20 protein-coding genes are annotated in these 20313 nt (G+C 40.4%); 14 read left to right on the forward strand and 6 right to left on the reverse strand.

The window, feature by feature from the left end:
• The first annotated feature begins 14 nt into the window (after positions 1 to 14).
• The 3 genes from IGI64_RS01070 to IGI64_RS01080 all read left to right on the forward strand — a co-directional run bounded on the left by IGI64_RS01070 (position 15) and on the right by IGI64_RS01080 (position 3201).
• Positions 15 to 1310 (forward strand): TRAP transporter large permease, encoded by a 1296-nt coding sequence (locus IGI64_RS01070; protein ID WP_429940735.1) that lies wholly within the window; start codon positions 15 to 17, stop codon positions 1308 to 1310.
• Positions 1311 to 1321: 11 nt separating this feature from the next.
• Positions 1322 to 2146 carry a sugar phosphate isomerase/epimerase family protein gene (locus tag IGI64_RS01075; RefSeq protein ID WP_429939197.1) on the forward strand — a complete coding sequence of 275 codons (825 nt, stop codon included), beginning with the start codon at positions 1322 to 1324 and terminating at the stop codon, positions 2144 to 2146.
• 134 nt (positions 2147 to 2280) lie between these two features.
• The gene (locus IGI64_RS01080; RefSeq protein WP_429939198.1) at positions 2281 to 3201 is read left to right on the forward strand and encodes an AraC family transcriptional regulator; all 921 of its coding nucleotides are present in this window, start codon (positions 2281 to 2283) and stop codon (positions 3199 to 3201) included.
• Between the two features lie 63 nt (positions 3202 to 3264).
• Here IGI64_RS01080 and IGI64_RS01085 read toward each other — a convergent pair whose 3' ends face one another.
• Complete coding sequence (locus tag IGI64_RS01085) at positions 3265 to 4131, reverse strand: AraC family transcriptional regulator (RefSeq protein WP_429939199.1); 867 nt, start codon at positions 4129 to 4131, stop codon at positions 3265 to 3267.
• Between the two features lie 154 nt (positions 4132 to 4285).
• Here IGI64_RS01085 and rhaB point away from each other — a divergent pair, with 154 nt between their 5' ends.
• From rhaB to IGI64_RS01135, 10 genes are all read left to right on the forward strand, one after another.
• A complete protein-coding gene (gene rhaB / locus IGI64_RS01090) occupies positions 4286 to 5746 on the forward strand; it encodes a rhamnulokinase (protein WP_429939200.1) in 1461 nt (486 codons plus the stop codon).
• Positions 5743 to 6999, forward strand: coding sequence for an L-rhamnose isomerase (gene rhaA, locus IGI64_RS01095; RefSeq protein WP_429939201.1), 1257 nt, complete (start codon positions 5743 to 5745; stop codon positions 6997 to 6999). The genes rhaB and rhaA overlap by 4 nt, the downstream gene beginning before the upstream one ends.
• A gap of 15 nt (positions 7000 to 7014) precedes the next feature.
• Complete coding sequence (gene rhaD / locus IGI64_RS01100) at positions 7015 to 7854, forward strand: rhamnulose-1-phosphate aldolase (RefSeq protein ID WP_429940736.1); 840 nt, start codon at positions 7015 to 7017, stop codon at positions 7852 to 7854.
• On the forward strand, positions 7851 to 8162 hold the full coding sequence (rhaM, locus tag IGI64_RS01105; RefSeq protein ID WP_016623681.1) for an L-rhamnose mutarotase: 312 nt from the start codon (positions 7851 to 7853) through the stop codon (positions 8160 to 8162). The genes rhaD and rhaM overlap by 4 nt, the downstream gene beginning before the upstream one ends.
• 200 nt (positions 8163 to 8362) lie before the next feature.
• On the forward strand, positions 8363 to 9514 hold the full coding sequence (gene fucO, locus IGI64_RS01110; protein ID WP_429939202.1) for a lactaldehyde reductase: 1152 nt from the start codon (positions 8363 to 8365) through the stop codon (positions 9512 to 9514).
• A 93-nt stretch (positions 9515 to 9607) separates the two neighbouring features.
• The gene (locus IGI64_RS01115; protein WP_016623679.1) at positions 9608 to 10360 is read left to right on the forward strand and encodes an IclR family transcriptional regulator; all 753 of its coding nucleotides are present in this window, start codon (positions 9608 to 9610) and stop codon (positions 10358 to 10360) included.
• A 223-nt stretch (positions 10361 to 10583) separates the two neighbouring features.
• Entirely contained in the window at positions 10584 to 11228 is a 645-nt protein-coding gene (locus tag IGI64_RS01120; RefSeq protein WP_034861853.1) for a bifunctional 4-hydroxy-2-oxoglutarate aldolase/2-dehydro-3-deoxy-phosphogluconate aldolase, read from the forward strand.
• 5 nt (positions 11229 to 11233) lie between these two features.
• Positions 11234 to 12241 (forward strand): PfkB family carbohydrate kinase, encoded by a 1008-nt coding sequence (locus tag IGI64_RS01125; protein WP_429939203.1) that lies wholly within the window; start codon positions 11234 to 11236, stop codon positions 12239 to 12241.
• 13 nt (positions 12242 to 12254) lie between these two features.
• The gene (gene kduI / locus IGI64_RS01130) at positions 12255 to 13097 is read left to right on the forward strand and encodes a 5-dehydro-4-deoxy-D-glucuronate isomerase (protein ID WP_429939204.1); all 843 of its coding nucleotides are present in this window, start codon (positions 12255 to 12257) and stop codon (positions 13095 to 13097) included.
• A gap of 21 nt (positions 13098 to 13118) precedes the next feature.
• Positions 13119 to 13922, forward strand: coding sequence for a gluconate 5-dehydrogenase (locus IGI64_RS01135; RefSeq protein WP_016623675.1), 804 nt, complete (start codon positions 13119 to 13121; stop codon positions 13920 to 13922).
• 180 nt (positions 13923 to 14102) lie between these two features.
• Here the strand turns inward: IGI64_RS01135 and IGI64_RS01140 are convergent, their stop codons facing one another.
• On the reverse strand, positions 14103 to 14564 hold the full coding sequence (locus IGI64_RS01140; protein ID WP_034861658.1) for a MerR family transcriptional regulator: 462 nt from the start codon (positions 14562 to 14564) through the stop codon (positions 14103 to 14105).
• 271 nt (positions 14565 to 14835) lie between these two features.
• Between IGI64_RS01140 and IGI64_RS01145 the strand changes: the two genes are divergently transcribed.
• Positions 14836 to 15882, forward strand: coding sequence for a zinc-binding dehydrogenase (locus IGI64_RS01145; RefSeq protein WP_429939205.1), 1047 nt, complete (start codon positions 14836 to 14838; stop codon positions 15880 to 15882).
• An 88-nt stretch (positions 15883 to 15970) separates the two neighbouring features.
• On the opposite strand, the gene fni is transcribed toward IGI64_RS01145, so the two are convergent.
• Genes fni through mvk form a run of 4 tightly spaced genes read right to left on the reverse strand, consistent with a single transcriptional unit; the run spans position 15971 to position 20017 of the window.
• On the reverse strand, positions 15971 to 17014 hold the full coding sequence (fni, locus tag IGI64_RS01150) for a type 2 isopentenyl-diphosphate Delta-isomerase (protein WP_429939206.1): 1044 nt from the start codon (positions 17012 to 17014) through the stop codon (positions 15971 to 15973).
• A complete protein-coding gene (locus IGI64_RS01155) occupies positions 17011 to 18096 on the reverse strand; it encodes a phosphomevalonate kinase (RefSeq protein WP_016623671.1) in 1086 nt (361 codons plus the stop codon). Before IGI64_RS01155 ends, fni begins: the two co-directional genes overlap by 4 nt.
• A 12-nt stretch (positions 18097 to 18108) precedes the next feature.
• Positions 18109 to 19089, reverse strand: a complete 981-nt coding sequence (gene mvaD, locus IGI64_RS01160) for a diphosphomevalonate decarboxylase (RefSeq protein WP_429939207.1) — start codon at positions 19087 to 19089, stop codon at positions 18109 to 18111.
• Complete coding sequence (gene mvk / locus IGI64_RS01165; RefSeq protein WP_429939208.1) at positions 19082 to 20017, reverse strand: mevalonate kinase; 936 nt, start codon at positions 20015 to 20017, stop codon at positions 19082 to 19084. Before mvk ends, mvaD begins: the two co-directional genes overlap by 8 nt.
• Positions 20018 to 20313: the final 296 nt, after the last annotated feature.

Below are 20313 nucleotides of genomic sequence, written 5' to 3' on the forward strand. Positions count from 1 at the left end.
GAGGAAGAATGAATATGGCTTTAGAAGCTGGTTTGATTTTGTTTTTCGCGTTTGTCTTTTTACTTGTAGTTGGAATGCCGATCGCGATAAGTATTGCTTTTTCATCAATGCTGACGCTGCTTCTGGTGATTCCTTTTGATGTAGCAGCATTTAGCTCTGCGCAGAAAATGGTAGGAAGTATCAATAGTTTTTCGTTGATTGCCATTCCGTTTTTTGTCCTGTCCGGCATTATTATGAACAATGGCGGGATCGCGAAGAAACTTGTTGATTTCTCAATGTTATTTGTAGGTCGTGTACCTGGAGCTTTGGCACACACGAATGTTTTAGGGAATGCGTTGTTTGGTTCAATCTCCAGTTCAGCAATCGCCGCATCAACAGCAATTGGCGGAGTGCTGATCCCGCAGCAAGTTGAAGAAGGCTATGATCGGAAATTCGCTACAGCAGTCAATATTGCTTCAGCACCAACCGGTATGGTGATCCCGCCGAGTACAGCTTTTATCATGTATTCGCTTGTAGCTGGCGGTGCGTCGATTTCTGCATTATTTATGGGCGGCTATCTGGTTGGGATTTTGTGGGCAGCTGGTATCATGCTCATAGCATTTATCATTGCCAAAAAAGAAAAGTACACAACTACTAAAAAAAGCGATTTAAAAGAAGCAGGTAAAGTATTAAAAGAAGCGATACCTAGTCTATTATTGATTTTCATCATTATTGGCGGGATCTTAAGCGGCTTTTTTACCGCAGTTGAAGCCTCAGCCATTGCCGTTATTTATTCTTTGTTGATTGCGATGTTTTATTACAAAACAGTCAAGCTTAGAGATTTACCGGAAATGTTGTTCCAATCGGTAGCAATGTCAGGCACGATCATGTTTTTGCTGGCGACTTCTTCGTTAATGTCTTTTGCAATGGCCTTTACCGGAATTCCTCAAGCAATCAGTGAATTGATCATGGGTGTGACAGATAATAAATTGATTATTTTGCTCTTAGTTAATCTTGTACTTTTGCTCGTAGGAATGTTTATGGATGTTGCACCAGCTATTTTGATTTTCACACCCATTTTTTTACCGATAGTTACAAGTGTAGGTGTTGATCCAGTCCATTATGGTTTGTTCTCGATCATGAACCTTTGTGTGGGATCGATTACGCCGCCAGTAGGAACGGGACTTTATGTTGGCGCAAGCGTAGGTGGAGTCAAAGCTGAATCGATGCTGAAACCGCTGCTCCCATTTTACGGAATAATCTTAGTGATTTTGTTCCTGATCACTTACTTCCCGCAGCTCGTGATGTGGCTGCCAAATATATTAGGTTAGGAGTAATTCATATGTTGAATCTTGCTATTCGCGGACATGATTTGACGGATGCGAAAACAATCCAAAGTTTAGCTGAAAAAACAAAAGAACAAGGGATCAAGACCTTGCAGTTAGCTTTAGGATTATCATTTCCTGATATGGCTTCCGGCAGAAAAGAAATCAATCCGGGCATGGGAAATTACATCAAACAAGTCTTAGACGAACAAGGAATCAGTGTTGGGATTTTAAGTTGTTACATCAATATGATCCATCCTGATTTATCCGTCCGAGAAGAATCATTACTGAAATTTGAACGTTATCTTCAATTCGCCAATTCTTTTGGTGCTTCGATGGTTGCTTCTGAAACAGGCTGTGTTTTGCCAGAAATACAATACACAGAAAAGAATTTTACCGATGAAGCATTTGAGGAAGCTGTCACATCGATCCGCAGACTAGTCAAAGCAGGAGAAAAACACAGAATGATGGTCGGCATTGAGCCTGGATTGAATCATCCAGTATACTCTTTGTCGCGTGTAAAAGAATTGATCCAAGCAATCGATTCTGATTACTTAGGGATCATCCTTGATCCAACAAACCTGATCACAACAGAAAACTACCAAGAGCAGCCTGCACTTGTGGAAGAGGCATTTGCCGCTTTTGGAGAAAAAATCGTTGCGGTCCACTTGAAAGATTATCAGATCCAAGAAAAGAAAATCGTTCCGACTGATTTAGGAAAAGGTCTGATCGAAGTTGAAAAAATCGTCCAAATCATTGAAAAATACCGGCCATATTCTTACGTTGTTTTAGAAGAAACAAAAGATCAAGCTATTGGCCAAGCAGTAAAAAGATTTAGTTAATCAGCAGTATAAAAATTTTTATAAATAAAGAAAATCTCGAAAAAATCGTATGTCTATTTTTCGAGATTTTTTGCTGTTTTTATAAAAAAGTGCGGTATAATCAGTCTATCTATAAAACAAGGGCGGTGCAGAAGATGAATACACCGAAACAAGGTGCGCAAGTCAACACGATGGTCTCAGATCATTATGAGATTTATCGAGTAAAAGATGTGGTAAGCCAGCAAAAAACGATTTATCATTCCCATGACTTTTATGAGATTCACGCAACGTTGAAAGGAGAGGCGACTTTTTATTTAGATGGTAAGCAGTTTACGATCAAAGCGGGTACAGTTTTATTGATCCATTACAATGATTTGCATCGAATCGTCAAACAAAGTACGGAGGTTTTTGAAAGGGTATACATATTTTTGGCACCGTCTTTTTTAGCTAGCCGTTCAACTTCTTTTTCCAATCTAGAAGAATGTTTTCGGCCTTTTGGTGATCGGAGAAGTCGTATTTTACAAGTTGATCCGGAACTTCTGCAGCAGCAATTAGCCTTTAGTGACCAGAGTCCAGATAAAGAAATATATGGTGCAGATATCTTGCATGAACAGAAGCTCGTCGATTATCTGATTTTTTTGAATCGTCTCGTGCAGAATATGGAAAACGAAGATCAGCCATCTGCACTAGTCCAAAATGAAAGAATTGAACAAATGATCCAGTATATTGCCCGTAATCTTTCAAATCCGCTGACTTTAGAAGAAATGGAAAAACAATTTTTTGTCAGCAGATATTACATCACCCGTGAATTCAAAAAGCATACAGGTACGACTTTCCATCAGTACGTAATGAAAAAGAAATTGATCTATGCAAAACAGCTTTTGCGGGAATATCGAAGTTCCAGCGCAGTATACAGCAAATGCGGATTTGTTTCTTATCCGCATTTTTTGAAAGTCTTCAAAAAAGAATTTGGCTTGACGCCCAAAGAATTTTTAAAAAGAGATGCTAAAAAGGAGCTCATCCATTATCATCACTTTGAAGAAGAAGTAATGAATCCTGAAATATTCCAGACTTGATTTGTTTTCCTAATAAAAAACTTGCTCGAAATCTATCTGTATATAGATTTTGAGCAAGTTTTTTTAATTGAAATTTCGAAATTCACGTGGAGATAATCCTGTTTTTGTTTTGAAAAGTCTGCTGAAATAGGCAAAATTATCGATGCCTATTTCGGAGGAAATATCTTGTACAGAAAATTCAGTATAACGAAGCAGATCTTTCGCATAAGAGATTTTTTTACTGATTAAATAATCGATTGGCGGGGTTCCGATAAATTTTGAGAATTCTTTGCTCAATTGATATTTATTAAGGTGAAATCGATCTTCCAAATCAGCTAACGTAATCGTTTCGCGAAAGTGTTCGTCTAAAAAGTGCTGTAAATCATGGATATAGACGGGAATATCTTCCTCGCTGAAATCAAGATGGTATTTTTGCAAAATCAATTCATTCAAAAGTTCATGGATCAAGACAGATGTCTGGAAATCTGTGCGGGCGTTTGATTGATCTTGTAAATGGATCAATTCGGTAATCAGCTGATGGATCTTATTTTCGGCAGGACGTTTTGTATGAAAAATCGGCGAGCCGTCTTTCATAAATTCTGCATAAAAAAATTGTGCCATTTGACCATTTAAATGAATCCAATCCATTTCCCAAGGTGTCTGGCTAACAGTTTGATACCGTTGATACTTTTGACAATCAATGAAAAAAAGATCGCCGGCTTTGAGGGTGTAGTTTTCTCCTTCATAAGTCAAGAACCCTTCACCAGCCAGAGTAAATTTTATCAGGTACGAGGGCAAATTTTCTCGTTCAGTAAAATAAGGAATATGTGCTTTGAAATGACCAATTTCCTGGATGTAAAAAAATAGATTTCTGATGCGCTGAGACGGGGTCAAAATCACTCTGCTGGAGTCTTCTGACCACGAATGATTTGCTTTTTCCCAATAATTCATACGGACCTCCTGTTGTTTATCAAGATAGTGCAATAAATTGCCAAAATAGTGCGCTTTAATTCGTTCAAATATGTATTATCATAAGGTTGTTAAGAAAATGATAACGCTTTATATCAAAATAATCAATAAGCAAAAAAGTAAAAGAGGTGGGAAAATGAAGCCGACATTTTTAGCAATCGATATTGGCGCTTCAAGCGGCCGGATCATCCAAAGTACACAAGAAAAAAATGGACAGCTGAATCTTCAGGAGATCCATCGTTTCAAAAATAGTTTCCGAAAAAAAGACGGTCATGACCGTTGGCGGATCGATTATTTGATCCGAGAGATTCTTTCTGGATTAGAAAAAGCGAAACAATCGGGCATCACACAATGTTATGTCGGGATCGATACGTGGGCTGTAGATTACTGTTTGGTTGATGCCGATGGACAAAGATTAGGGGATCCGATTTCTTATCGTGATGAGCGGACAAAAAATGCACCTGCTGAATTTGCAGAAACGTTTTCGCTGGCTAAACTTTATGAAAAAACAGGCATCCAGATCCAGCCTTTTAATACATTATTCCAATTAATGAACGAAGAAAAAGAAATACTGGCACAAGCTGATAAATTACTGCTGATCCCTGATTATCTGGGGTACGTATTTACTGGGAAGATGGTCACTGAAAAAACGAACGCTTCTACAATGCAGCTGTTGAATGCCAACACGAAAACATGGGATCAGGAATTGTTGACTTTTTTAGGGATCTCAGAGAATTTATTTGCTCCTTTGGTTGATCCAGGGACGATCCTTGGTGAATTAAGACAAGAACACTTTACTGAATATGATCTGCCAGAGACGACGTTTATCAATGTGGCAAGCCACGACACAGCTTCGGCAGTTTTAGGCACACCGGGAGAAGGATCGAATTGGAGCTACATCAGCAGCGGGACATGGTCGCTGTTGGGGATCGAAACAACTGTTGCTTCAGTCTCTCCGCAAGCATTTGATGAAAATTATACGAATGAATGGGGCGCGCATAATACGATCCGTTTTTTGAAAAATATCATGGGCATGTGGCTGATCCAAGAAACTGCGCGAATGCAAGACTACTGTTATACCTACAGCGAACTCGCAGAAGCTGCGGCCAAAGAACCAGCATTACAGCAGTATATCGATATCAATGATCCGCGATTCTTGAACCCAGAAAATATGATCCAAGAAATCCAAGAATATTGTGAGGAAACCACCCAAAAAGCACCAAAAACCACGGGGGAAATTGCGCGCTGTGTCTACGATAATCTTGCTTTATGTTATGCACAAGAATTGGCAAAACTCAATTATCTGACTGGAAATAGGATCGATAAATTACACATTGTAGGCGGCGGTTCAAATAACCGATTACTGAATCAGCTGACAGCAGACTATGCAGGTATCGTTGTAGAAGCAGGGCCGTCAGAAGCGACAGCAATCGGAAATGTTTTGATGCAGATGTTATGTACGAATCAATTTTCATCAATCGAAGAAGCAAGAAAAGCAGTGAAAAAATCTTTTGAATTTGAACAATTTTACCCTGACAAAAATAAACAAGAAACTATCCAAATTTATCTAAGACAGATGGAGGGAACAGGGATATGAACGAGATCCAAAAAAGATATGAAGAAGCAAAAGTAAGATATGCGTCACTAGGCGTTGATACAGATAAAGCACTTGAAGAACTTCAGAAAGTCAAGATTTCTATGCATTGCTGGCAAGGGGATGATGTTGCAGGTTTCTTGAATCCAGAAGGCGAATTGACTGGCGGGATCATGTCGACTGGAAATCATCCCGGAGCCGCACGTAATCCAGAAGAACTGCGTCAAGATTTGGAAAAAGCGTATGCGCTGATCCCAGGAAAACACAAATTGAATCTCCATGCTATCTATCTGGATACAGAGGAAGCTGTTGATTTGAATGAACTTTCACCAAAACACTTCGAAAAATGGGTTTCATGGGCAAAAGAACAAGGATTAGGTTTGGACTTCAATCCGACTTTTTTCTCCCACCCGATGATGAAAGATGGCTTCACATTAGCCCATCCTGATGAAAAAGTGCGAGAATACTGGATCGAGCACGGTAAAAAAAGCAGAAAAATCGCAGAATATTTCGGCAAGGAACTTGGACAAGTCTGCATCAACAATTTTTGGGTACCGGACGGCATGAAAGACAATCCAATCGATCGTTTTTCTCCTCGCAAACGTTTGATGGAATCGCTAGACACGATTTTCAGCGAGCCAGTAAATGAGGAATACACACAGGATGCAGTAGAAAGTAAACTTTTTGGCCTTGGTGCAGAAGCTTATACAGTAGGTTCTCATGAGTTTTACATGGGTTACGGTTTGACTCGCGATAAGCTGATTTGTTTAGATGCTGGACATTTTCATCCAACAGAAGTCATTTCGAATAAACTTTCTTCCTTGGCTCTTTTCAGTAAAGGAATCATGCTTCATGTCAGCCGTCCAGTACGTTGGGATAGTGACCACGTAGTATTGATGGATGATGAATTGCAGGAAATCGCAAAAGAACTTGTCCGTAATGAGTTACTTCCTAAAACAAATATCGGCTTAGACTTTTTTGACGGAACGATCAACCGCATTGCTGCTTGGGTCATCGGTACAAGAAATACACAAAAAGCGCTGCTTAAAGCAATGTTGGAGCCGACTGAACAATTGAAAAAAATGGAACTGGACTTTGATTTTACTTCGCGTATGGCTTATACCGAAGAATTGAAAGATTTCCCATATGCAGATGTATGGAATTATTTCTGTTATAAAAACGATGTTCCTGTTGGGTTGGATTGGTTACGAAGTGTAGAAGAATACCAAGAACAAGTATTGAAGGACCGGGATTGAGAAAGGATGAGTATTTTGAAAAAGATCGACATACTGCAAGCACCATACGTTAAAGAGATGATTGAAACAACAACAAATCTGTATCGTTTAGGATGGGATGAAAGAAACGGAGGCAATATTTCATATCTTTTGAGGGAAGAAGAAATCCGTCCTTTTTTGGATCCTAATCATGTGATACGTGAGATTCCAATGATTTTTGATGCAAGCCAGCTAGCAGGTTGTTTTTTCCTTGTAACTGGTTCTGGGAAATATTTTAAAAACGTAGCAAGTGCGCCATCTGAAAACCTGGGGATCGTTCGTGTAGGAGAAGATGGATGTACATTGGAACTTCTTTGGGGGTTGGACGATTTTGCATTACCGACTAGCGAGCTGCCAAGTCATTTCATGAGTCATATTGCACGTTTGGAAACTGATCCAGAAAATCGCATCATCATGCATAACCATGCCAGTCATTTGTTGGCGATGAGTTTTACACATGAATTAGAAGAAAGAAGTTTTACACGAACACTTTGGCAAATGTGTACAGAATGTCTGGTTGTTTTTCCAGAAGGGATCTCAATTATTCCTTGGATGGTTCCAGGAACGAATGAGATCGGGGAAGCGACCGCAGAAAAAATGAAAGAAACACGTTTGGTCTTGTGGCCGCATCATGGGATTTACGGCGCTGGAAAAACGATGGATGAAGTTTTTGGGTTGATTGAGACTGCGGAAAAAGCAGCGCAAGTCTACACCTATGTTTGCGCACAAGGACCAGTCCGACAAACAATTACTGACGAAAATCTTTGGGCATTAGCTGAAGCCTTCAATGTGAAACCAAGAGAAGGATTTTTAGAAAAAATCGAGGAAACAGTATGATCAAAAAAGCATTTTGTATGAAAGTTTATCCAGATAAACAAGAAGAATATCAAAAAAGACATGAAGAACTATGGCCGGAGATGCGTGAGATGCTGGCTGAACATGGCGCAATCAGCTATTCGATCTTTCTTGAACCAACGACTAGTACATTATTTGCTTATTTGGAAATCGCTGATGAAGAACGCTGGTCAAAAGTACCAGAAACAGCCATTAACCAAAAATGGTGGCATCATATGGCAGATATCATGGAAACCAATAGCGATGATTCACCAATAACGACCGAATTGAACCAAGTTTTTGAGCTGTAAAAAATCAAAGAGGAGAGCAAGTCGGACTTGCTCTCCTTTGGCTGGTTTTTGAAAATAGGAAGAATATTTTTTGATCAGAAGAAAAAATTATTTTGCAAAAAAGCATATCTATAGATGAGAGGTATTTTTGAAAGCAAGCCTGCTGTCAATAAGCTCGTGATTTTTTGTGAAATATATTACAAACATAAGGAGGAAACAGCATGAGTAATCGTATGATTTTGAATGAAACGTCGTATTTCGGAAAAGGGGCTATCCAGCAAATCGTTCCAGAGATCCAAAAAAGAAATTTTAAAAAGATAGTTGTCATCACAGATAAGGGATTGATCGAACACGGTTTAGCAGCAAGAATCTTTGAGCAATTGGATACAGGAAATATTACCTATGAAGTTTATGACGGTATCGTGCCGAATCCAACAATCAATAATGTTAAAGATGGGGTCGCTTTTGTTCAAAAGATCGAAGCAGATTGTATCCTTGCGCTTGGCGGCGGTTCGCCAATCGATACAGCTAAAGCGATTGGCATCATCATTACTAACCCTGAATTTAACGATGTCATAAGTTTAGAAGGTGTATCGGAGACGAAACAACCTTCTTTACCGATTTTGGCAGTGCCTACGACTTCAGGAACCGCTGCGGAAGTGACGATCAATTATGTGATTACAGACGAAGAAAATCATCGTAAATTTGTTTGTGTCGATCCCCATGATATCCCAATCGTTTCATTTGTCGACAGCGATATGATGATGGGCATGCCTCGTGCACTTGCGGCTTCTACAGGAATGGATGCGATGACACATGCCATCGAAGGGCTGATTACGAAAGGTGCTTGGGAAATGACTGATATGCTGCATATTAAAGCAATCGAGATCATTGGCCGGTCTTTGCGGGCATCAGTTGACGGGGACGCAGAAGCGAGAGAGGAAATGGCATTAGGGCAATATATTGCTGGCATGGGTTTTTCTAATGTTGGCCTTGGTTTGGTCCATGGTATGGCGCATCCGCTAAGCGCTTGGTACAATATCCCGCATGGAGTTGCTTGTGCTGCACTGCTGCCAACGGTGATGAAATACAACAAGGACCACACGGGAGAGAAATACCGGGAAATTGCTAAGGCACTAAATATTCCGAATGCTGAAACTTGTTCATTAGAAGAAGCCAGAGCAGCTGCTTGCGCTGCCATTGATCAATTGAGCAAAGATGTAGGTATCCCAGCAACGATTTCAGAACTGGGTGTGAAAGAAAAAGACCTAGCTGCTATTGCTGAAGATGCCTTCAAAGATGTCTGCACACCAGGAAATCCAAGAACAACGACTGTTGATGAAATCATTGATTTGTATCAAAGCTTGATGTGATTTTTACAAAAAAGTCCTTGAAATAGACTCTATGCTTTTAAAAAGAAATATTTTCCGTTATAATTTTCTTATAAAGAAATAGGAGAATCTTATATGGAAAAACAAAAACCTTATGGAACAGTATTGATCAAAGCTTCTTATATTTTGGATTACTTAGCAGAAGCGCCAGATTCCTCTTTACAGGAAATTGCAAAAGGAACGCAAATGACTGCTTCTACGACATTGAAGATTTTGGATACTTTGACGATGATCGGTTATGTCAATAAAAACACTGAAAAGAACTATCGCTTAGGGGCAAAGCTCGTCCGTTACGCAAATGAGCATATCGAACAGCTGGATCTGGCGGAAGCGACATTGCCGATGTTGGAGAAATTGCAGGAAACCATTGATGAAACGATACATTTGGGAATTTTAGATAACGATGAGATTCTTTACGTGAATAAATTAGAACCGAAACATCAGACGATCCGCATGTCTTCAAAGGTGGGTATTACTCGTCCGTTATATAGCTCTGCGATGGGGAAAGCAGTTCTAGCAGAATATGATAAAGAAAAATACCAAAATTATTTAGAGAACCACCCTTTAGTACCTTATACCGAATATACGATCACTAATCCGCTGCGCTTGGAAAAAGAGATCGAGACTGTCCGCAGCCAGAAAATCGCATTTGACGATGAGGAAATCGAAAGAGATATCTTTTGTATCGGCGCATCCATCACAAAAAATGACCAAATCATTGGTGCATTCAGCGTCAGCATGCCGAAATATCGGCTGGATGATGAGACAAGAGGGAAAATCATCCATGCAATCAAAGAAACGAAAAAACAAATAGAAGAGAATCTGTAAAAAGCTGATTTTTAAAGGAATGAGTCCGAAATAATCAAAATCATGAAAGTGTTTTTGTATTATTCGGGCTTTTTTGCAAAACCAGTTGACTCTCTCTAAATGATCTTTAAAAACAACAAAAAAATCCAAAAAAACGTTTGCATTTTTTAGAACGTATCGTATAATAAAAATATAGATTTCCTAATTGTAAAACATAATTTCTAAATAAGAAATGAGTGGTATGATGAAAAAAGTTGATATTTTGTCACGTTTGGAAAAAACCGGAGTTGTCGCTGTTGTCAGAGGAAAGACAAAAGAGGAAGCACTGCAAGCAAGCCATGCCATCGTAAAGGGTGGTTTGAAGGGGCTGGAACTTACGTTTACCGTTCCTAATGCAGAAGAAGTCATCCAAGAATTGGCTGCTGCGTACCAAGACCGACCAGAAATCGTGGTCGGTGCAGGAACTGTTTTAGATGCAGTAACCGCACGCTTAGCAATCATGGCTGGGGCAGAATATATCGTAAGCCCAAGCTTTGATCAAGAAACAGCAGAAATCTGCAACCTTTACCAAATCCCATATTTACCAGGATGCATGACGATCACAGAAATGAAGACAGCACTGAAAAGCGGCGCAGATATTGTTAAACTGTTTCCTGGAAGCGCTTATGGTCCAAGTATCGTTTCTGCATTCAAAGCGCCCTTACCGCATTTGAATATTATGCCAACTGGCGGCGTTAGTCTTGAAAATATGGCAGATTGGTTCCGTGCAGGAGTCGTTACAGTCGGTGTGGGTGGAAATCTGCTTGCTCCAGCAGCTTCTGGTGATTTTGAAGGTGTAACGAAAGCAGCTCGAGAATACGCCGATAAATTGAAAGAAATCAAGGGGTGACCGCGATGGGGAAAGTTGTCACACTGGGAGAAATCATGTTGAGGCTCTCCACTGATGAAGGCTGTCGTATCCCGCAAAGCAATCACTTTGAGGCGCATTATGGCGGAGGAGAAGCAAATGTCGCTATTTCTCTTGCAAATTATGGTCACGAAGCAGTATTTGCCAGCAAGGTTCCTGAAAACGCTTTAGGAAATTCGGTAAAAAAACATCTTCAAAGTTACGGCGTAGGAACAGAACATCTATTAGCTGGCGGACCGCGATTAGGGACCTATTATATGGAAGCTGGTGTGGGCATCCGCAGTGCGTCTGTTATTTATGATCGTGCTAATTCAAGTTTTGCTGTCATGGATCATATCGAGTGGGAATTGCCTAGTCTATTTCATGAAACGGATATTTTTCATATTTCCGGCATTACACCAGCATTATCACAGACATGGCAAGAAATGACGATCGAGTTAGTCAAAGCTGCGAAAAAAGCCGGTTGTTTGGTTAGTTTCGATGTCAACTATCGCGGGAAGCTTTGGACGCAAAAAGAAGCTGGTGAAGTGATTCAAAAGATTTTGCCTTATGTAGATATCTGCTCGGCAGGAGAATTAGATGCACGTTATTTGCTAGCAATCGAACCAGCTTCAGATACGGAAAAAAATCCGCTTGAATATTATTATCGAAAAATCCAAGAAAAATATCCGAACATCCAAGTATTGTATTCAACGAAGCGAGAAGTCCTTTCAGCAAGTGCTAATGAGTTGAAAGGAACATTGTGGATGAAGGAAAGTTATACAGAATCACAAACACATAAAATTGAACCGATCGTTGACCGAGTGGGCGGAGGAGATGCTTTTTCTGGTGGTGTTCTGCACGGGTTGCTGACAAAAATGCCGCCGCAAGAAATCATTGATTTTGCTACCGCAGCTTCAGCGCTCAAACATACGATACATGGCGATTGCAACCAGTTCAGCCAGAAAGAAGTTGCAGATTTCTTAGCCAATGGTTCTGGCAAAATTATTCGTTAAAGGAGAAACTATTATGCAAGAAATGGAAACACGTTATACACACAGCCCAGAAGATATCCGTCATTATTCGACGGAACAACTGCGTAAAGAATTTTTAGTAGAAAAAGTATTTGTTCCAGGAGAAATCAGTCTAACTTATACACATAATGACCGCATGATTTTTGGCGGCGTGACACCGACAGATCAAACTTTAGAGATCAAATTAGACAAAGAGTTAGGTGTGGAATACTTTTTAGAGCGCAGAGAAATGGGTGTTATCAACATTGGCGGTCCTGGATTTATTGAAATCGACGGCGAAAAAGAACCAATGAAAAAACAAGACGGATACTATATCGGAAAAGAAACAAAACATGTTGTCTTCTCATCAGAAGACCCAGCAAACCCTGCGAAATTTTACATTAGTTCTGTACCTGCTCATCACAAATATCCAAATGTCAAAATTAGCATTGATCAAGTAAAACCAATGGAAACAGGCGAAGGTCTGACATTGAATGAACGCAAGATCTATCAATATATCCATCCGAATGTCTGCGAAAGCTGTCAGCTGCAGATGGGTTACACGATGCTTGAGCCAGGCAGTGCTTGGAACACGATGCCGTGTCATACACATGAACGTCGCATGGAAGCGTATGTTTACTTTGATTATGCAAGTCCTGATACACGCGTTTTCCACATGATGGGCAAACCAGATGAGACAAAACACTTAGTTGTGGATAACGAGCAGGCAATCATTTCACCAAGCTGGTCGATCCATTCTGGTGTAGGTACAAGCAATTATTCATTTATTTGGGCGATGTGCGGCGAAAATATCACTTATACAGATATGGATATGGTCGCAATGGATCAATTGAAATAACAATAGAAGAGGAGAGTCGAGATGGATTTCAATATGGAAATGTTCCGCTTAGACGGAAAAGTTGCGTTAGTTACAGGTGCAGTTTATGGAATCGGTTTTGAAATTGCAAAATCATTAGCAGCTGCGGGAGCAAAAATCGTTTTTAACAATTTGACACAAGAATCTGTGGACGAAGGTATCGCTCACTATAAAGAAGCAGGAATCGAAGCAAACGGCTATGTCTGTGACGTAACAGACGAACCAGCTGTTCAAGCAATGATCAAGCAAATCAAAGAAGAAGTCGGTTCTGTGGATATTTTAGTCAATAACGCTGGTATCATCAAGCGTACACCAATGATCGAGATGGAAGCAGCTGATTTTAGACAAGTAATCGACGTTGATTTGAATGCACCATTCATTGTATCAAAAGCAGTGATTCCTGATATGATCGAAAAAGGCGGCGGAAAAATCATCAACATCTGTTCAATGATGAGTGAACTAGGTCGCGAAACAGTTAGTGCTTACGCTGCAGCAAAAGGCGGATTGAAGATGTTGACGAAAAATATCGCTTCTGAATATGGCCAATACAATATCCAATGTAACGGCATCGGGCCTGGTTATATCGCAACACCGCAAACAGCGCCTTTGAGAGAAACGCAAGAAAACGGTGAACGTCATCCATTTGACCAATTCATCGTAGGCCGTACACCAGCTGCGCGTTGGGGCGAACCAATCGACCTTGCAGGACCATCTGTATTTTTAGCTTCAAGTGCTTCTGATTTTGTCAATGGACACGTTTTATATGTGGATGGCGGAATCTTAGCATATATTGGTAAACAACCTTAATGCACCTTGATTTTGAAAATCTCTCCATTTTTGTCTGCTTATCAAATAGTCTAGTTCCTTTAGACTTTCGTTCCCCCCACCTTACGACAAGTCTGCACGGCTCAACTAGCTAATCATTATTTAAAACAAGAGGGATCAAAACTTAAAAAGTTTCGGTCCCTCTTGTTTTGTATCATCGTTTTAAACATTATGAAGTTCTTCCAGTTTGTTTTTCACCTGTAACATATCTTCCGGCATTTTTTCTGTATTGATTGCATCATGCACAGAACAAGAGCCGGCTTCTTTTGCCGTTTCGTAATACCATGATTTGTATTTGACGACTTTTAAGACTTCTTGCAATTCAGCAATCTGTTTTTCTAATTCTGCCTGTCTTTCTTTAAACATGTTCAATCTTTCTTCGATTGTCGAGTCGCCTTCCATGGTCCAATCTACAAAGGTTTTTATATCTTTGATCGATAATCCAGCACTTTTTAAGCATTGGATCACATGGATGAATTCCAAATCTGATTTTTTGAATAATCTTGTGCCCACGCTATTTGAACTGCGCTCTACAAAATCAAACAATCCTTCTTTCGCATAATATCTTAGTGTATAAGGTGTCAAACCCGTTATTTTCGAGACATCATTGATTGTTAAGTACATTTTTTCTCCTTATCAAAAAAAGTTCTTGACTGATAGTCGACTATCAACTTTAAACTCAATATAAAGCTAACAACAAGATGTGTCAATAGACAAACCAGTTAGCATTTGAGTTTCATCACCTGCTAGGAAGATTCTCCGAGGACAAATGCTTTTGTTTGAAGTGGAAGTAAAAGAATGTTATTACAAATATATATAAACTAATTTGGAAAGGAAATGAACACCGAAATATCTAGCAGGTATCTTATTTTTGGTTGTTCTGGGTAATATAATTATGAAAGCTGCGATTTTTGAAAAAGCTGGTCTAGTTACTGTTCAAGAAGTAGAAAAACCAAAACTGCAAGCTGCTGATGATGTAATCATCAAAGTTGTACGCGCGTGTGTCTGCGGTTCGGATCTCTGGTCTTATGCACATGGTGATAACAAAGAAGCACATTCTGTGAATGATGGACATGAGGCACTTGGTATTGTTGAAGAAATTGGTTCAGATATCACAACTGTGAAACCTGGCGATTTTGTGATCGTACCGTTTACTCACGGCTGCGGTGAATGTGATGCTTGCCGTGCTGGTTTTGATGGAACATGTGACCGTCATCAAGGCGGTACGAACTGGTCTAAAGGGTTCCAGTCCGAATATATTCGTTTCCATTACGCAAATTGGGCGTTGGTCAAAGTTCCTGGGCAGCCGTCCGATTATACAGAAGGCATGATCAAATCACTACTGACTTTGGCAGATGTAATGCCAACCGGATACCATGCCGCGCGATGTGCCAATGTCCAAAGAGGGGATAAAGTGGTCGTTATCGGGGATGGCGCTGTAGGTCAATGTGCTGTGATTGCAGCTAAAATGCGTGGTGCATCCCAAATCGTTCTCATGAGCCGACATGAAGATCGTCAGCAAATGGCGCTTCAGTCAGGCGCTACAGCTGTTGTAGCAGAACGTGGAGAAGAAGGGATCGCTAAAGTACGTGAAATTCTCGGAGGCGGTGCAGATGCTGCGCTTGAATGTGTAGGTACAGAAGCTGCTATTGAGCAAGCGATTGGTGTTCTTCACAATGGCGGACGTATTGGTTATGTAGGTGTTCCGCATTATAACAATCGGCCACTTGGTTCAACTTTTGCTCAAAATATCTCAGTAGCAGGCGGTTCTGCTTCTGTGACGACCTATGATAAAGATTTTCTTCTTAAAGCAGTTCTTGACGGCGACATCAATCCAGGACGTGTCTTTACTGACACATACAGCTTGGATGAAATCAATCAAGCGTATCAAGATATGCAAGAACGTAAAACAATCAAGTCAATGGTTGTTGTTTCTGAATAATCATCGGCATAAAAATAGTTAGATTTCAGTTTTAAAAAAAGACCGAAGAATGGACAGTTCCGTTCTTTGGTCTTTTTGCGTTGTTTGCTTATGCACGCATGCTGTATTTGGAAAGAGGAATATCCCTTGATTGGCACCAATCTTTAACGGAACCAGAAAAAATCAAGGATTGTTTTTGCACGTCATTGGTGTTTTTTGCGCCAACCATTGTGTACAGCATTTGCAATTCTTCTTGCCATTTTTTCACCATTTGGATCGTTTCATCTACACCATTTTTCATCAACTGATTCAAAATCGTTCCAGAAACGCCTACAGCATCTGCTCCTAAACAAAGAGCTTTGAAAATATCGTACGCATTCCGAATGCCGCCGGAAGCGATGCGTTCAAAAGATGCTTCAACTTCGTTTGCTTCTAAGAGTGAAATAACTGCTGATTGCCCCCAATCGTTTAAATAAGCCAATTCGCGTTGGGGACGGCGAGCATTCTCGATTTGTGTGAAACTAGTACCGCCTTGCCCGCTGATATCGATTGTTTTAACGCCTAATTCAACGAGTTGAGCAATTGTTTGCCGTGTCATCCCAAAACCAACTTCTTTTACAATGACGGGGACAGAAAGAGAAGCAGTGATTTCTTGGATCGTTTCAGCCCAATTGGTAAAATCTCGGTCTCCTTCAGGCATCACAAGTTCTTGTGGTACGTTCAAATGGATCTGAAGGGCATCTGCTTGGAAAAGTTCAACTGCTTTTTTTGCTGCTTCCAGCGTATTTCCTGCACCAATGTTCGCCAAAATACGTCCATCTGGATATTCCTCCCGCATGACCTGATACGTTTCAGCTAATGAAGGATCTTTTAAAGCAGCGCTGACTGAACCTGTGGCAATCATTAATCCAGCTTCTCGGGCAACGATGGCTAATTGCTGGTTGATTTCTTTGGTTCTTTTGCTTCCGCCAGTCATCGCATTGATATAAAAAGGACTAGACAAAGTGAACCCTAAAAGTTCTGTTTGGATATCAGTCGTTTCGACTTTTGATAAAGGTAAAGCATTATGAACGACTTTAACTGCATCAAAATCATTTGGTTTTGCCGTGTGAAATGCTTTTGCTAAAGAAACATGTTCGTCTTTGCGATTCATTCTTTTTCCTTTCTCTGACAGTCATAAACATGCAGCGGTAAAGGGGTGATATCGGCATTTTCCCAAGAACTCATCAATGGCAGGATACCAGATTTTTGATCAACGATAACAATGCCGCAGTCGCCGCCGCCAGCGCCAGATGATTTTGCGGCACCTTGGTATTCTTCTGCTAGGCTGCATAATTTTTTCAATGCAGGCGTTTCGATGACAACACCTGTGATTTTTGCTAGTTCATTCAGCAGTTGACGATTTTTGCGAATCATCTGCTGGATCTTTTTGACATTATTTTCTTTGAAACCGCGAATCATTTCGTTCACGCATTCTTTGCTTTCTTCGAGAAAGGCAGTATAACAAGCTTCTTGTTCTTTTCTGGATTGATGTACTTGGTCGACTAAATCAGAAGTAGAAGCAGGGCTGCCTGTCCAACCAATCAGTAAACGCAAATCTTTTGGCGCTGTTAAAGGTTCGATCGACAGACCCGGCCAATCCATTTCTAATAGTTCGACGAGTGAAGAGTCTTGTTGTTTTTCTTTGATCCATGCGTGGTCAAATGTAGAAAAAGCAATCCAACCGCCATAACAGCTTGCTGCAATATCGCCGCAAGAACCGTTATCTTGAACGGCTAGATTGGCTAAAGCAGCAATCTTGAATATTTGAAGTTGTGTCAAATTCAAATCATAAAATATATTTAGTGCTTTGACTGTAGCGACTGTCACTGCGCCGCTCGAACCTAGACCGTATTTTCGGCCATTTGAGCTGTCCAGTTCGCTGATAACTTTCAAGTCATAAAAAGATAATAAAATATTTTTTTCCTGTGCGTATTTTTCAGTCAAACGAATCGCAGCAAGAATGTAATGGAAAGGATTTTCCCGAATATCTAAAACCAGTTCTCCTTTACGTCGTGTCCAGCGAATCGGAAGATCACTGTACTGTGCAGATTGGATACTACCGACTTTGCGTGCTGCTTCAACTGTCACTGTGACAAATTGATCCACAGCAACAATAATCGCAGGGTGGCCAGTTTCTACTACTGCATATTCTCCAGCAATGTAAAGTTTTCCTGGGGCTGATACTTCAATCATAAAAACGCTCCTCTAATTATCGATAATAGTGATTCCTGGACCTGCTTGAGCAGTAATGACTTGTTTTTCGTTGAAAAGTTTGGCGAATGCTTGTGTCACTGCTTCTAGATTCTTTTTCTCTGTCAGTACTTTGACATTTGGCCCAGCGTCCATAGTGAAATAACAAGGGATTCCTTGGTTGCGAAGTTCTCTCACAGCTTGCATCGCCTTCAAACTATCTGGCGACCAGTAAGTGAAAGGAGGAACAGCAGCTAATGTTGTACCGTGCATTTTCAACCCATTGCGTTCCATTGCTTCACCAAGCATCTGGAAATCTTTTCTCTCAATCGCTTCTTTGACTTGGGCTAAATCTGCCTCTAATGTATCTAACCAGCCTTGGTAAAAACTAGATGTTTCTACCGTTCGTCGCATGCCATCTCTGCTGGAAACATCTTTTTTCTGATCGTTTATCAAAACAAAGACCATAGCTAGCTCTTCTTCAAAAGAATCTGAGACAACAGGATGTGCATAAGAACTCTGGTCATCTGTTCCTTTTTTCCATTCGACAAATCCGCCAAAAATACTGCGGCAGGCAGAACCTGATCCTCTCCGTGCTAAACGTGAAAGTTCAGTAGGAGAAAGTTTTAATCCTAATGCTTCGTTACAAGCGCCAGCTAAAGCAGCCAGACCACTGGCAGAAGAGGCTAGACCAGCAGCAGTCGGCACAAAATTGATACTAACAACTTTGGCTTTTTTCTGCGTATCTGCTTTTTCCCGAACAAGGTCTAGAAAACGAGAGATTTTTGCAGTTGCTTTTTGATCTTGCAATACGTCATCAAGATAAAATTGATCCTTGGTATATTCATCGGAGAAAATCACTTCAGTTTCTGTATAAAAAGCATCCAATGTGAGTGACAAACTATTGTTCATTGGCAAAATCAATGTCTCGTCTTTTTTCCCCCAATACTTGATAAGGGCGATATTTGTATAAGCGCGTGCTTTTCCTTTAAACATGTGTATGTACTCCTAATCCTTGAATCCAAGTCGCCGCCGCTCCTGCTTCCAGCAATGCTTGACTAACTTCTTGGGCTTTTTGTTTTGTTGTTGCCAAAGCGATCATGCATCCGCCGCGTCCGCCGCCGGTTAATTTAGCAGCAAGGGCACCGTTTTCTACCGCTGTATGGATCAGCAAGTCAAGAAATTGATTACTGATCGTCAAGTCTCTTAAAATCGTTTGAGCATGGTTCATCGTTTGGGCAAGTTGTTCGGTATGGTTATCCGTAATGGCTTGTTTTGCGAGCTGGGTCAGTAAACCAAGCTGCTGGATTTTTTTACCAACTGATTTTGGCGATTGGGTAAACAAATGAGCAACGTCTTTGACTGCTTCTCTTGTCTGACCTTTGATCCCGGTGTCTGCTACAATCAAAAAAGCATCGATATTCAATGGGAAATAATCGAAAGGCTGTCCCTTTGTAAAATAAATCGGATCTTTGCTGCTTGTTGCCGCTGCATCGATACCGCTGGGGTTGCCATGGGCGATTTTTTCCGAAGTCTGAACATGATCCAATAACCGTTCTTGCGAAAGAGGCACAGATAAATAATCATAAAAAGCACGAGTGACTGCGACAGCAACTGCTGCACTTGACCCCATGCCTCGCTCTGCTGGGATCGTACTTTCAATGATTATCTTTAGTGACTCGATCAAGTCATAGTCTTTTTTCAATCGGAAAACCAATTGCTTGATATTCTTTAAAGCGTGAGGAGCATTGGCTAATTCTCCTGTGTAATAAGAAGAAACAAGGGTATCTTCAATCGCTGGTTCGATCGTTGCAACGACTTTGGCAGCATAAAAAGGAAATGCGATTGCAGGCTCCCCATATACAACCGAGTGTTCCCCCATCAAAATAATCTTTCCGCTCGATTCTCCTTGACCCTTTATCATAATAAATAAAACTCCTTCACTGACAGCCTGTAAGGCAAAAAATAAAGCGCTCAAAATTGCGCTGGCTGCCAAAAATTGTCAAAATATATCCGGCTTCAAAAAACATTTCCTTTTTATTTTACTAAAACACACGAAGAAGTAAAATAAAGAATTCGTTTTCCAATAAAAAAAGTGCGTTTTCTTAAGAATTTTTTTGTTTTTCTGCTAGTTTTTTGAAATGAAAGTTTGTTTGACATCACAAGATATTGGGGCTATATTTAATAATGTTAGTTTTATATACAATATTTAGTAATCAA

Origin of the sequence: Enterococcus sp. DIV0210g (assembly GCF_050559705.1) — a bacterium.
In the GTDB taxonomy this organism is placed as follows: domain Bacteria; phylum Bacillota; class Bacilli; order Lactobacillales; family Enterococcaceae; genus Enterococcus_B; species Enterococcus_B faecalis_A.

Excerpts from the sequence above, each read along its gene's own strand:
- IGI64_RS01140 (WP_034861658.1), bottom strand. The coding sequence starts at position 14,564 with ATGTACTTAACAATCAATGATGTCTCGAAAATAACGGGTTTGACACCT.
- IGI64_RS01080 (WP_429939198.1), top strand. The coding sequence starts at position 2,281 with ATGAATACACCGAAACAAGGTGCGCAAGTCAACACGATGGTCTCAGAT.
- IGI64_RS01120 (WP_034861853.1), top strand. The coding sequence starts at position 10,584 with ATGAAAAAAGTTGATATTTTGTCACGTTTGGAAAAAACCGGAGTTGTC.
- IGI64_RS01115 (WP_016623679.1), top strand. The coding sequence starts at position 9,608 with ATGGAAAAACAAAAACCTTATGGAACAGTATTGATCAAAGCTTCTTAT.
- IGI64_RS01125 (WP_429939203.1), top strand. The coding sequence starts at position 11,234 with ATGGGGAAAGTTGTCACACTGGGAGAAATCATGTTGAGGCTCTCCACT.
- IGI64_RS01070 (WP_429940735.1), top strand. The coding sequence starts at position 15 with ATGGCTTTAGAAGCTGGTTTGATTTTGTTTTTCGCGTTTGTCTTTTTA.
- kduI (WP_429939204.1), top strand. The coding sequence starts at position 12,255 with ATGCAAGAAATGGAAACACGTTATACACACAGCCCAGAAGATATCCGT.
- rhaB (WP_429939200.1), top strand. The coding sequence starts at position 4,286 with ATGAAGCCGACATTTTTAGCAATCGATATTGGCGCTTCAAGCGGCCGG.
- rhaM (WP_016623681.1), top strand. The coding sequence starts at position 7,851 with ATGATCAAAAAAGCATTTTGTATGAAAGTTTATCCAGATAAACAAGAA.
- IGI64_RS01155 (WP_016623671.1), bottom strand. The coding sequence starts at position 18,096 with ATGATTGAAGTATCAGCCCCAGGAAAACTTTACATTGCTGGAGAATAT.
- IGI64_RS01075 (WP_429939197.1), top strand. The coding sequence starts at position 1,322 with ATGTTGAATCTTGCTATTCGCGGACATGATTTGACGGATGCGAAAACA.
- IGI64_RS01145 (WP_429939205.1), top strand. The coding sequence starts at position 14,836 with ATGAAAGCTGCGATTTTTGAAAAAGCTGGTCTAGTTACTGTTCAAGAA.
- mvaD (WP_429939207.1), bottom strand. The coding sequence starts at position 19,089 with ATGTTTAAAGGAAAAGCACGCGCTTATACAAATATCGCCCTTATCAAG.
- IGI64_RS01085 (WP_429939199.1), bottom strand. The coding sequence starts at position 4,131 with ATGAATTATTGGGAAAAAGCAAATCATTCGTGGTCAGAAGACTCCAGC.
- rhaA (WP_429939201.1), top strand. The coding sequence starts at position 5,743 with ATGAACGAGATCCAAAAAAGATATGAAGAAGCAAAAGTAAGATATGCG.
- fucO (WP_429939202.1), top strand. The coding sequence starts at position 8,363 with ATGAGTAATCGTATGATTTTGAATGAAACGTCGTATTTCGGAAAAGGG.
- mvk (WP_429939208.1), bottom strand. The coding sequence starts at position 20,017 with ATGATAAAGGGTCAAGGAGAATCGAGCGGAAAGATTATTTTGATGGGG.
- IGI64_RS01135 (WP_016623675.1), top strand. The coding sequence starts at position 13,119 with ATGGATTTCAATATGGAAATGTTCCGCTTAGACGGAAAAGTTGCGTTA.
- fni (WP_429939206.1), bottom strand. The coding sequence starts at position 17,014 with ATGAATCGCAAAGACGAACATGTTTCTTTAGCAAAAGCATTTCACACG.